10 protein-coding genes and 1 pseudogene are annotated in these 12,155 nt (G+C 44.3%); 6 read left to right on the top strand and 5 right to left on the bottom strand.

The window, feature by feature from the left end; all coding sequences use genetic code 11:
- The first annotated feature begins 10 nt into the window (after positions 1-10).
- A complete protein-coding gene (gene pyrF / locus C3Y98_RS01020; protein ID WP_135276281.1) occupies positions 11-733 on the top strand; it encodes an orotidine-5'-phosphate decarboxylase in 723 nt (240 codons plus the stop codon).
- Positions 734-849: 116 nt separating this feature from the next.
- Positions 850-1,497: a ComEA family DNA-binding protein gene (locus C3Y98_RS01015; protein WP_135276280.1), complete on the top strand. Its 648-nt coding sequence runs from the start codon at positions 850-852 to the stop codon at positions 1,495-1,497.
- Between the two features lie 66 nt (positions 1,498-1,563).
- On the opposite strand, the gene C3Y98_RS01010 is transcribed toward C3Y98_RS01015, so the two are convergent.
- Together C3Y98_RS01010 and metG are read right to left on the bottom strand one after the other, a co-directional pair.
- Complete coding sequence (locus C3Y98_RS01010) at positions 1,564-2,016, bottom strand: glycine zipper domain-containing protein (RefSeq protein WP_135276279.1); 453 nt, start codon at positions 2,014-2,016, stop codon at positions 1,564-1,566.
- A gap of 128 nt (positions 2,017-2,144) precedes the next feature.
- Positions 2,145-4,217, bottom strand: coding sequence for a methionine--tRNA ligase (gene metG, locus C3Y98_RS01005; protein ID WP_135276278.1), 2,073 nt, complete (start codon positions 4,215-4,217; stop codon positions 2,145-2,147).
- Between the two features lie 239 nt (positions 4,218-4,456).
- Between metG and apbC the strand changes: the two genes are divergently transcribed.
- Positions 4,457-5,545, top strand: a complete 1,089-nt coding sequence (apbC, locus tag C3Y98_RS01000; protein WP_135276277.1) for an iron-sulfur cluster carrier protein ApbC — start codon at positions 4,457-4,459, stop codon at positions 5,543-5,545.
- A gap of 105 nt (positions 5,546-5,650) precedes the next feature.
- Here the strand turns inward: apbC and pgl are convergent, their stop codons facing one another.
- Complete coding sequence (pgl, locus tag C3Y98_RS00995) at positions 5,651-6,373, bottom strand: 6-phosphogluconolactonase (protein WP_135276276.1); 723 nt, start codon at positions 6,371-6,373, stop codon at positions 5,651-5,653.
- Positions 6,374-6,529: 156 nt separating this feature from the next.
- Here pgl and zwf point away from each other — a divergent pair, with 156 nt between their 5' ends.
- The 3 genes from zwf (at position 6,530) to C3Y98_RS00980 (ending at position 11,145) form a co-directional block, all read left to right on the top strand.
- Positions 6,530-8,035, top strand: coding sequence for a glucose-6-phosphate dehydrogenase (gene zwf / locus C3Y98_RS00990; protein WP_135276275.1), 1,506 nt, complete (start codon positions 6,530-6,532; stop codon positions 8,033-8,035).
- A 157-nt stretch (positions 8,036-8,192) separates the two neighbouring features.
- Positions 8,193-8,768, top strand: coding sequence for a dCTP deaminase (gene dcd / locus C3Y98_RS00985; RefSeq protein ID WP_036303647.1), 576 nt, complete (start codon positions 8,193-8,195; stop codon positions 8,766-8,768).
- Between the two features lie 136 nt (positions 8,769-8,904).
- A complete protein-coding gene (locus C3Y98_RS00980; RefSeq protein ID WP_135276274.1) occupies positions 8,905-11,145 on the top strand; it encodes an arginine/lysine/ornithine decarboxylase in 2,241 nt (746 codons plus the stop codon).
- 37 nt (positions 11,146-11,182) lie between these two features.
- On the opposite strand, the gene C3Y98_RS00975 is transcribed toward C3Y98_RS00980, so the two are convergent.
- The gene (locus C3Y98_RS00975) at positions 11,183-11,665 is read right to left on the bottom strand and encodes a dihydrofolate reductase (RefSeq protein WP_135276273.1); all 483 of its coding nucleotides are present in this window, start codon (positions 11,663-11,665) and stop codon (positions 11,183-11,185) included.
- Positions 11,665-11,943: pseudogene (thyA, locus tag C3Y98_RS00970) on the bottom strand (thymidylate synthase); the annotation flags it as partial. The pseudogene thyA and the gene C3Y98_RS00975, both read right to left, overlap by 1 nt.
- Between the last annotated feature and the right edge of the window lie 212 nt (positions 11,944-12,155).

The following is a 12,155-nucleotide window of genomic DNA, read 5'->3' as shown; positions in this document are numbered from 1 at the left end:
AATACATACTATGACCACTTCATTAAATACCACTCAACAAGTTGACCCAAAAATCATCGTTGCGCTCGATTATGCAGACAGCGCCAGCGCGCTAAAACTAGTAGCGCAATTAGACCCTGCCCTGTGCCGCTTAAAAGTAGGCAAAGAGCTATTCACCAGTGCAGGCCCCCAGTTTGTTGAAACGCTGGCACGTTCGAATTTTGGTGTATTTTTAGATTTAAAATTTCATGACATCCCCAACACCGTCGCTAAAGCTTGTTCTGCTGCGAGCAACCTCGGCGTTTGGATGCTTAATGTGCACGCAAGTGGCGGCACAGAGATGATGCAAGCAGCAAAGCAGGCTGTAGACGCCAGCACTACCAAGCCTCTTCTTATTGCGGTTACCGTGCTTACCAGCATGAACCAGCAAACCTTAAATCAAATTGGCATCCAAACTGATATCGCCAGCCATGTATTGAACTTGGCAACACTCACCAAACAAGCTGGCCTCGATGGCGTGGTTTGTTCAGCATTAGAAGCCGAAATATTACGCGCTAAATTAGGTCATGATTTTTGTCTGGTCACCCCAGGCATTCGCCCTGCCAATGTCAACAAAGATGACCAGTCGCGCGTTGTTACGCCTGCAGATGCATTAAGCATGGGGTCTAGCTATCTAGTGATAGGCCGACCGATCACGCAGGCAGCGAATCCGCTAAAAGCATTAGAAGCGATTCATGCCGAATGTGTGTCTTAACCTATCGTAGTATCGTGCTTGTTTGATATTCACGGTTTAAGCTATGATGGGCATCGCATTGTTTAGTTTCTAAAACAATATTAACGAATAGTCTGAGAATCTAACGGAGAATTAAAATGAAAAAAATGTTACTAGCATTATTTGTTTTCTTAAGCTTTAGTATCAGTGCGCTAGCCGCGGTGAACATCAATACTGCAACCCAAGCTGAACTGGAATCCCTCAATGGTATTGGCCCAGTCAAGGCACAAGCAATTATTGATTACCGCAAAAAAAATGGTAACTTCAAATCAGTCGATGACCTAGAAAAAGTCGATGGCGTTGGTGCGGCCACCCTGCAAAGCGTACGTAAAGATGTGTCAATCACTGGCAAATCAGCAGCCGTAGTAGACGCTAAAGCAAATGACAACAAGCCAGCTAAAGCACCTAAAGCAGTTGGTTCAGATAATGCAGCTGCCGCAGGAAAAACTGCCGACACAAAAGAGGTAAAAGCAACCACTGAAAAGAAAACGACTAAAGCAGACAAACCAGCTAAAGAAACCAAAGCTGCTAAAGACACCCAAGCAGTAGGTACAGAAAAAGCCGCGACTTCAAGCAAAACTGCTGACGTAAAAGAAACCAAACCAGCAAAAGAAGAGAAACCAGCAAAATCTGAGAAAAAAGCAACTGAGAAGAAAGTAACTGACAAAAAAGATACGTCAACAGAAAGCAAAACAAAGAAATCTACAAAAGCTGACAAAAAAGCTGCTACTGATAAAAAAGAGTAGTGCTCAAGGGACAGTAAAAAAGCCGCTAATCGCGGCTTTTTTATTGTCCAGATTTCTCTGGATTATTTAGTCATCATGGCCTTTATGTCTATTTTTGTAATGGCCTTTACCATGCTTGTGCTTACGCTTGTAATCACCGCCACCGGTTCTAGGTGTAGGCTCATCAATCACTTTACCAATCACCGCACCACCAGCACCACCTGCCGCTGCACCCACGACTGCGCCAGCCGTGCTACCACTCACTTGACGGCCAACATAAGCACCGCCAGCACCACCTGCCGCACCACCGATCACTGCGCCAGCCTGACCTTTACCTTTAGTGGTTACTGCACCACCAAGGCCGCCACCAACTGCACCGCCAACAACCTCACCGGTGCTACCACCAACCACGCTACCAATTGCAGTACCTGCAGCAGCCCCTAAGCCACCACCAATTGCAGTTTTGGCATTGCTATCTGCAGCCATCGATTGCCCTGAGAGCAGCAACATTGCAAACAACGTAGCATTAATATATTTCATTTAAAACCCTTTCATAAGTTAGATAAACTTGTACGACTTCACTACACAAGTCTAAACTTTATTTAGAACAATCAGATTATTCCAACTTTCCTGTAGATTGCACGCAGGAAAATAAGTTTAATAAATCTTTACTTAACGCGCATGCCCGCTTGCGCGCCGCTATCTGGGCTTAATATGTATGGGCCGCCGCGCTCATCACTGGCAGCTAGCACCATACCCTCACTCATGCCAAACTTCATTTTACGTGGTGCTAAATTGGCCACCATCACCGTCAAACGTCCCACCAAGCTAGCAGGATCATAGGCAGACTTAATACCAGCAAACACTTGACGTGGTTTATCCTCACCAATATCTAAACTAAGTTTCAGCAGTTTTTCAGCACCTTCTACATGTTCTGCGTTCACGATTTTGGCAATACGCAAATCCACCTTAGTAAAATCATCAATACTGATATATTCGGCTTCTGTGGCTTCTGCATTGGCTGCTTGCTGATGTTCCGCATGGCGCTGTTGAGAATGGGGCACTGGTGTTGGCGTCGCTTGTAGATTCTCTTTGTTCGCCTCAGTCATCGCTTCAATTTGCTTACCTTCAACGCGGGTAATCAAGTGTTCATAAGCGTTAATGCGATGTTGCGGTGATAAGGAGCTAGCAACAGCACCCCAACTCAGCGGGGCAATATTTAAGAACAGCTCAATCTCACCAGCCAGTTTTGGTAACACTGGTTTTAAGTACAGTGTTAACAAACGAAACATTTCCAGCGCATCTGAGCATGTTTCCTGCAAAGCTGCATCTTGCCCCTCTTGCTTTGCCATCACCCACGGCGCTTTTTCAGCCACAAAGCCATTAGCAACGTCTGCTAAACGCATGATTTCACGCAAAGCTTTGCCATATTCACGCTCGGCATAACCTTCAGCAATCGCAGTTGCTGAAGCCTTGATTTCAGCCACCACAGCGTTATTGGCCGATGGGTTTAATTGCCCGTCAAAACGCTTATTAATAAAACCAGCGGTTCTGCTAGCGATATTGATGTACTTACCCACCAAATCACTATTCACACGCGCAACAAAATCTTCCAAATTCAGGTCAATATCTTCCATCGTGCTGTTTAACTTGGCCGCATAGTAATAGCGCAAATACTCTGGGTTCTTAATATGATCTAGATAGCTGCGTGCGGTAATAAACGTACCACGTGACTTACTCATTTTTTCACCATTCACGGTTAAGAAGCCGTGCGCAAAAATTTGGGTAGGTTTGCGGTGTTCAGAGAACTCTAGTGTCGCTGGCCAGAATAAAGCATGGAAATATAAAATATCTTTACCGATAAAGTGATAAAGCTCAGTCTGGCTATCTTTAGCCCAGTACTCATCAAAATTCAAGCCTTTATCTGCGCACAACTTTTTAAAGCTTGCCATGTAACCAATTGGCGCATCCAGCCACACATAGAAATATTTACCTGGTGCATCCGGTATTTCAAAACCAAAATAAGGCGCATCGCGTGAAATGTCCCAATCGTTCAGGCCATTTTCAAACCACTCACCCATTTTATTAGCAGCTTCACCTTGCAGTGTGCCAGAGCGTGTCCAATCTTTTAAGAACTGCTCACATTCAGACAGTTTAAAGAAGTAGTGCTCAGTCTCTTTACGCACTGGCGCAGCGCCAGATACCGCAGAATATGCATTAATCAACTCTGTCGGGTTATATGTCGCGCCGCAAACCTCACAGCTATCGCCGTATTGATCCTTTGCGTGACATTTAGGGCACTCACCTTTAATAAAACGGTCTGGCAAGAACATGTTTTTGACTGGGTCATAAAACTGTTCAATAGTTTTGGTTGAAATCTTGCCTGCTGCTTTTAATTTTTTATAAATACTTTGTGAGAGCTCTTTATTCTCAGGCGCATTGGTAGAATAGTAGTTATCAAACTGCACTAAGAATTCTGAAAAGTCTGCCGAATGTTCTTTGTGTACATTCGCTATCAATGTTTCAGGCGTAATGCCTTCTTTTTCAGCACGTAACATGATTGGCGTGCCGTGTGTGTCATCTGCACATACATAATGCACATCATGACCTTGCATTTTATGAAAACGCACCCAAATATCAGTTTGGATGTACTCCACTAAGTGACCTAAATGAATACTACCGTTAGCGTACGGCAGTGCTGAAGTAACTAGAATTTTACGAGGATTATTTGCTGTTGCCATGAGATAAATGAATCTATTGAGCTAAAAACCACATTCTAACAAATGCGGCATCGTTCACACAGCAATGATTACGGTTTTTAAGGATGCATATGAAATTAACCAATACTGGTATACAGTTTATGCAAAAGTTTGATGCAAAACATACAAGGCAACACCACAATCAGTTAAAATAACCCATTAATTTACTCAAGTTATCAACACTTGTAGCGCTACCCAATATCAAATCAGGAATTTACGACATGGCAATTTCAGAACTACTTATTCAAAGTACCTTAAAACTATGTATAGACCCTAACACGGGCAAAGACTTTGTGAGTGGTAAATCAGCAAGAAACATCAAGGTAGATGGTAACGATGTCAGCTTAGATATCGTACTAGGCTACCCTGCTAAATCTGTTATGGCAAATATACAAAATCTCGTCGCCCAAGCCCTATTGAACATTGAAGGCATAGGCAGAGTTGCCGTGAATGTCAGCAGCAAAATCGTCGCGCATAAGGCGCAACAAGGCGTGAGCTTACTACCAAACGTTAAGAACATTATTGCAGTAGCTTCAGGTAAAGGCGGCGTAGGTAAATCAACCACATCTGTTAACTTAGCGTTAGCCTTGGCGGCAGAAGGTGCAAGCGTTGGCTTGCTAGATGCGGATATCTATGGCCCAAGCCAACCACAAATGCTAGGCATTAACGGCCGACCAGAAAGTCTGGACGGCAAAAGCATGGAGCCAATGGAAGCACATGGCATACAAGCAATGTCTATCGGTTTTTTAATCGACACCGACACCCCAATGGTATGGCGTGGCCCGATGGTGACAGGTGCGTTAGAGCAGCTGCTGCGTGATACGAAATGGCGCGACCTAGACTACCTAGTAATTGACTTACCGCCAGGTACTGGCGACATTCAACTGACATTGTCACAAAAAATACCCGTCACTGGCGCGATTATCGTTACTACACCGCAAGACATTGCGCTGCTGGACGCACGTAAAGGCCTTAAAATGTTTGAAAAAGTCAGCATCCCTATTTTAGGCATTGTTGAAAACATGAGCACACACATCTGCTCTAACTGTGGTCATGAAGAGCATATCTTCGGTGCTGGTGGTGGTGAGTTAATGGCAAAAGACTACAACGTAGATTTATTAGGCGCATTGCCACTGGATATCGATATCCGTATGCAAGCTGATAGCGGCAAGCCAACTGTGATTGCAAACCCGGATTCTAAAGTGGCTAATATCTACAAAGAGATTGCACGCAAGGCTGCGATTAAAATCGCTAACTCAAGCTTGGATCATAGCGGAAAATTCCCTAACATCGTCATCCAAAATACATAACGTTTACTTCAACAAACTTTAAGCGAATACTTGAAGTGTTTTAAATCTTAAAGGGTAGCGTACGCTACCCTTTAGTTTTTTAGCTGTATGTGTAGATAGATTGAATTAAAACTCAACACCAAAGCTGTATACATCCACACCACAAGCCGGTGCAATCAGAGTTGCCGGGATCGCAACGCCATTTAACCAGTTATTCACTGCATCTTGCTTACCAGCACCAGTCACCAAGAAAATCACGCCGTGCGTATTATCAAGACGGTTTTGGCTAATGGTCACGCGCTCAGCTGGTGGTTTAGGTGAGTTAAATACAGGCACTGCATCCGCACTATTATCAACGGCTTGGTTTGGGAACAAGCTAGCGGTATGACCATCTTCACCTAGGCCTAGAATTACCAAGTCAAACGTACGTACGCCAGCCAAAGTTTGTGCATAAGCTTTTGCACCTTCAACATTACCCAACTCCGCAGGGATATCATGAATCTGATTTTGCGGAATTGCCACATGATTTAACCACGCATCACGCGCCATTTTGCTATTACGCTCTACGTGGTCCACAGGTAAACAACGGTCATCATTATGGTAAACGTGCCAATTCGCCCAGTCTGCATTTTCTTTAGCAAGCAACTGATAAACGCTTTTTGGCGTACTGCCTCCCGCTAGCACAATGAGAAAGCTACCGTATTTTTCAATCGCCTCATCTGCTGCCTGAAGAATACGCTTTAATGTCGCCTGATTGATTTCATCTTGCGAATTAAACCGGTACCAACGTGTATGCTGATTGTTAGCCAAAGTAAGAGATTTAACTTCAAGTGTTTGTGTGGTTTGCATAAAACAGTGCTGCCTTTTTCGGTATAATTACATTAATTCATTTAAAGGCGCTATTTTAACCTGAGTGATTCATAAAGTTGCGAAATTATGAATCAATCTAGCGAATGTAAAATAGCCGCAGTATTTACAAAAACCTATTTAAGAAAGTTTGAAATAATGGCAAAAAAAATAGATCCTTGTACCTTGGTGCTGTTTGGCGCGAGCGGTAACTTATCTCGCATCAAACTAATGCCTGGTTTGTTTCGCCTAGATGCAGCTGGTCGCCTACCTGAACACATGGTGATTCTCTCAGTTGGCCGCGGTGAAGTAAGTCGCGAAGACTGGCAAGCCGATGTTAAAGGTATGTTGGATGCCAAGTTCAAAAACGGTTACGACCAAAAAGTGTTCGAGCGTTTTATCGCACGTAACCACTACCATTCAAATCCACCGACAGACCCAGATGCAATGAATAAATTGCAAGCAAAATTGTCTGATGAGTCAGTGTTCCCACAAAACTTGGCCTACTTCTTATCAGTACGCCCTACTGACTTTGCGCCGATCGTTGCGCAACTTGCAGAAGTTGGCCTCGTTGATGAAAGTAAATACTGGCGCCGTGTGTTGATTGAGAAACCATTTGGTACAGACTTGCCAAGCGCACAAGCATTGCAAACGGAACTGACTAAATACCTAAAAGAGAGTCAAATCTACCGTATTGACCATTACTTAGGTAAATCTGCATTGCAAAATGTGATGCTGACACGCTTTGCCAACGCAATGTTCGAGCCTCTATGGAATAACGAACATATTGACCATGTACAAATCACCAACAATGAAACACTAGGTGTTGGCGATCGCACCACATTCTATGATGCAACTGGCGCACTGCGCGACATGGTACAAAGCCACTTGCTACAAACCTTGGCGCTTGTTGCGATGGAAAAACCAACAGACCTTAGCCCAGAGAGTATTCGTGCTGAAAAAATCAAGCTACTAGAGTCTATCCGCCCAATTCCTGTGAACGAGCTGAACAAACACGCTTTCCGTGCTCAATACAAAGCTGGCCGCGTAGAAGCTGGTGACGGTCATGGCGAGAACGTAACAGGCTACTTGGAAGAGTTAGCACGTGATGGCATAACAGAAAGCGTCACCGAGACTTATGCTGCACTAAAACTGTTTATCGACAACCCACGCTGGAAAGGCGTGCCATTCTATGTGCGTACTGCTAAACGCATGCACGAAGGCAACACCGCTATTTCTATTCGCTTCAAAAAAGCACCGATGCAATTGGTAGAGGGCCAACATCAAAACTGGTTAACACTAAACATTCAGCCACGTGAATGTATCAAAATGGAAATTGAATCTAAGATTCCAGGTTTAGACATTGCAACGCGCACGCTAAGTATTGATGGCCCACAACGCCAACAAGGTGATGAAACCATTGATTCTTATGAATCTTTAATGCTTAACTTGATGGAAGGTGACCCATCACTTTACCTACACATCAGTGAAGTTGAAGCGCAATGGCGCTTAGTAGACCCTGTGGTAAAAGCTTGGATGGTAGATAAATCACCTGTACACCAATACCCAGCAGGTAGTCGTGACCCACAAGAGTCTAGCGTGATTTTTGAATCTGAAGATCAGTTCTGGCGCTATAGCATTGAATTAGGTGGCGACAAGCACTAAGCTGTTTTTCGCTGACTAAAGCGTTTTAACAAACCTCACAACTTACTCAATAAGTGTGAGGTTTTTTTTCAGGTCAAAACCTACAATTTTTCATTGTAATTCAGCGGTTAGGCCTTATAATTCGATTCACTTTAAACCTCTATCAATTTAAACAATTATGAGCATTAAATCAGACAAATGGATTCGCCGCATGGCAGAACAACACGGCATGATCGAGCCATTTGAGCCTAATCAAGTCAAAATGAATGCGGCAGGCGAACGCATGGTGTCTTATGGCACTTCTAGCTATGGCTACGACATTCGCTGCTCAAAAGAATTTAAATTATTTACCAATCTCAACAGCACGATTGTGGATCCAAAAAACTTTGATCCAAATTCATTTGTTGAAGTAAACGCAGACTACTGCATTATTCCGCCAAACTCATTTGCGCTAGCACGTACTGTTGAATACTTCCGCATCCCACGTAACGTGCTCACCGTGTGCTTAGGCAAATCAACCTACGCACGTTGCGGCATTATCGTCAACGTAACCCCATTTGAACCAGAGTGGGAAGGCTATGTCACACTAGAGTTCAGCAACACGACACCGCTACCTGCTAAGATTTATGCAAATGAAGGTTGTGCACAAGTGCTGTTCTTTGAAGCAGACGCAGACGACATTTGTGAAACCAGTTATAAAGACCGTGGCGGCAAGTACCAGGGTCAAGTTGGCGTGACGTTACCAAAAATCTAACATCAGCGCTTTTAGGTATTGGCTTTCATACACATGGCGAGAAGTAGCTAGCCTAAGCGTATTACAAAGATAGATTCAGAGTTAAGCGACTACACAATATGAAGTCGCGCTCACCATATAATTTAAAGGCATTTGAATGAAATTTCGTTTCCCTGTCATTATCATCGACGAAGACTTCCGCTCAGAGAACTCATCAGGTTTAGGTATTCGCGTACTAGCTAAAGCGATTGAAGAAGAAGGCACTGAAGTGCTAGGGGTGACCAGCTATGGTGACCTCACCTCATTTGCGCAGCAGCAAAGCCGTGCATCAGCATTCATTTTGTCGATTGATGATGAAGAGTTTATCGAAGAAAAACCAGAAGCGATTGAGCAACTACGTAAGTTTGTCGCAGAAATACGCCATCGCAACGAAGAAATCCCGATTTTCTTACATGGTGAAACACGCACCTCACGTCACATCCCGAACGATGTACTACGCGAATTACATGGCTTTATTCATATGAATGAAGATACGCCTGAGTTCGTCGCGCGCTTGATTATCCGTGAAGCCAAGGCTTATCTGGATAGCCTGCCACCACCGTTTTTTAAAGCATTGACGCATTATGCGGCGGATGGCTCTTACTCATGGCACTGCCCTGGTCACTCAGGTGGCGTGGCATTCTTAAAATCTCCTGTTGGCCAAATGTTCCATCAGTTCTTTGGTGAGAATATGCTGCGTGCAGACGTATGTAACGCGGTAGATGAGCTTGGTCAACTACTTGACCATACCGGCCCAGTAGCGGCTTCTGAGCGTAATGCAGCACGTATTTACAATTGCGATCACTTGTATTTCGTGACTAACGGCACCTCTACCTCGAACAAAATGGTGTGGAACTCTACCGTAGCGCCAGGTGACGTGGTGGTGGTGGACCGCAACTGCCATAAATCAGTATTGCACTCTATCATTATGACAGGCGCAATCCCGGTATTCCTGATGCCGACGCGTAACCATTTCGGCATTATCGGCCCAATTCCAAAAAGTGAATTTGCTTGGGAAAACATTCAGAAAAAAATTGACCGCAACCCGTTTGCAACCGACAAAACGGTGAAACCACGCGTGCTTACTATCACGCAATCAACCTATGACGGTGTGCTATACAACGTAGAAGAAATCAAAGAAATGTTGGACGGCAAGATTGATACATTGCACTTTGACGAGGCTTGGTTACCACACGCAACGTTCCATGATTTCTACGGTGATTACCACGCGATTGGCGCAGACCGCCCGCGCTGTAAAGAGTCTATGGTATTTTCAACGCAATCCACCCATAAACTGCTAGCTGGCTTGTCACAAGCCTCACAGATTCTGGTGCAAGATGCAGAGAATAACCAATTAGATCGTGACGTATTTAACGAAGCATACCTCATGCATACCTCTACCAGCCCACAGTATTCGATTGTGGCGAGTATTGACGTTGCGGCGGCCATGATGGAAGCACCAGGCGGCACCGCATTGGTAGAAGAGTCTATTATGGAAGCTCTGGATTTCCGCCGTGCCATGCGCAAGGTAGATGAAGAATGGGGTACCGACTGGTGGTTCAAAGTATGGGGTCCAAACGACCTTTCAGAAGAAGGCATTGAAGAGCGTGACGCATGGATGCTAAAAGCCAACGAAGGTTGGCACGGCTTTGGTAACCTAGCAGAAGGTTTTAACATGCTGGATCCAATCAAAGCCACCATCATTACTCCAGGCTTGGATATTCACGGTGATTTCTCGGATGAGTTTGGCATTCCGGCCGCAATTGTGACCAAATACCTGGCTGAGCACGGCGTGATTGTTGAAAAAACCGGTTTGTATTCATTCTTTATCATGTTCACCATCGGCATTACCAAAGGCCGTTGGAACACCATGGTAGCGGCACTACAGCAGTTTAAAGACGATTACGACAAGAACCAGCCATTGTGGAAAGTATTGCCTGAGTTCGTACAAAAGAACCCACGTTACGAGCGCTTAGGTCTACGCGATTTATGTGCACAGATTCACGGTGTATATAAAGCCAACGACGTGGCACGCTTGACTACAGAAATGTACTTATCAGACATGGTACCAGCCATGAAGCCAACCGATGCCTTTGCAAAAATGGCACATCGTAAGATTGACCGCGTGGCAATTGATGAGCTTGAAGGCCGCATTACTGCGGTATTGCTAACACCTTACCCACCAGGCATTCCGTTGCTGATTCCAGGTGAGCGTTTCAACAAGATTATTGTGAACTACCTCAAGTTTGCCCGTGAATTTAACGAGCGCTTCCCAGGCTTTGAAACTGACGTGCATGGCCTAGTGAAACAAGTGATTGATGGTAAAGCTACTTATTACGTGGATTGTGTAGCGCAGTAATCAGCACCAATAAGACTGCGCAGATGAAAAAACTATGCTACTTACGTGCGTAAGTAGCATAGTTAAACTTCAAACCTTTTTCGGAAGTATGTGCTTCGCGTTCGACTTCTTGCCATTCGGCAGATACTAATGTGGGGAAAAACGCATCGCCCGCTACGTCTAATTCGATTTCAGTGATATACAGTTTGTGTGCCAGTTTAAGGCCAGCTTGATACAACTCGGCACCACCGATTAGGAATACTTCATCATCATTTTCACATAAGGCGATGGCGGCTTCTAATGAATTAGCCACCAGCGCACCTTCCACTTGGTAGTTCTCGTTACGCGTCACAATGACAGTGGTACGTCCAGGCAAGAGGCGCCCAAGCGAATCATAGGTCTTACGACCCATAATGATATGGTGACCCATGGTAAGGGCTCTAAAGCGCTTCAAGTCCTCAGGCAAGTGCCAAGGCAAGGTGTTATTGACGCCAATCACGCCATCATGTGCAACTGCAACAATAATTGATAACTGCGTCATTAAACAGCCACCAAACCTTTAATTGCTGGATGCGGGTCATACCCCACTAAAGTAAAGTCTTCAAATTTAAAACCGAAGATATCCTTCACTTCAGGGTTGATACGCATCGTTGGCAATGGACGCGGATCACGCTTTAGCTGTTCGTGCATTTGCTCAAAATGATTTGAATAAATATGCGCATCGCCTAGTGTATGCACGAAGTCACCTAACCTTAGATTACATACCTGTGCCACCATCATGGTCAGCAATGCGTAGGAGGCGATATTAAACGGCACGCCAAACACATTTAATCTCCCATATGGTTGTTCAATATATCGATAAATATGACTTTCTCTATAACTCATGTCTATACATTTTTTAAATTTGATCATTACTTAAATAATACCATTTCATTTGCCTTCTCCAGTGCCTACTTCACTTTATTATTTCAATAATCAATTAAGTAAAATTTCGAAAAGAATTTGTGGGTATAATCAATTCGATGTCAGCG

This window comes from Methylotenera oryzisoli, assembly GCF_004661485.1.
GTDB classification, from domain to species: domain Bacteria; phylum Pseudomonadota; class Gammaproteobacteria; order Burkholderiales; family Methylophilaceae; genus Methylotenera; species Methylotenera oryzisoli.
The sequence above is the reverse complement of the archived record's forward strand: the minus strand, read 5'-3'. Positions and strand labels throughout refer to the sequence as shown.

What these genes read in the sequence shown, in the direction of transcription:
- pyrF (WP_135276281.1), top strand. Translation starts at nt 11, where the DNA reads ATGACCACTTCATTAAATACCACTCAACAAGTTGACCCAAAAATCATC.
- C3Y98_RS01015 (WP_135276280.1), top strand. Translation starts at nt 850, where the DNA reads ATGAAAAAAATGTTACTAGCATTATTTGTTTTCTTAAGCTTTAGTATC.
- C3Y98_RS01010 (WP_135276279.1), bottom strand. Translation starts at nt 2,016, where the DNA reads ATGAAATATATTAATGCTACGTTGTTTGCAATGTTGCTGCTCTCAGGG.
- metG (WP_135276278.1), bottom strand. Translation starts at nt 4,217, where the DNA reads ATGGCAACAGCAAATAATCCTCGTAAAATTCTAGTTACTTCAGCACTG.
- apbC (WP_135276277.1), top strand. Translation starts at nt 4,457, where the DNA reads ATGGCAATTTCAGAACTACTTATTCAAAGTACCTTAAAACTATGTATA.
- pgl (WP_135276276.1), bottom strand. Translation starts at nt 6,373, where the DNA reads ATGCAAACCACACAAACACTTGAAGTTAAATCTCTTACTTTGGCTAAC.
- zwf (WP_135276275.1), top strand. Translation starts at nt 6,530, where the DNA reads ATGGCAAAAAAAATAGATCCTTGTACCTTGGTGCTGTTTGGCGCGAGC.
- dcd (WP_036303647.1), top strand. Translation starts at nt 8,193, where the DNA reads ATGAGCATTAAATCAGACAAATGGATTCGCCGCATGGCAGAACAACAC.
- C3Y98_RS00980 (WP_135276274.1), top strand. Translation starts at nt 8,905, where the DNA reads ATGAAATTTCGTTTCCCTGTCATTATCATCGACGAAGACTTCCGCTCA.
- C3Y98_RS00975 (WP_135276273.1), bottom strand. Translation starts at nt 11,665, where the DNA reads ATGACGCAGTTATCAATTATTGTTGCAGTTGCACATGATGGCGTGATT.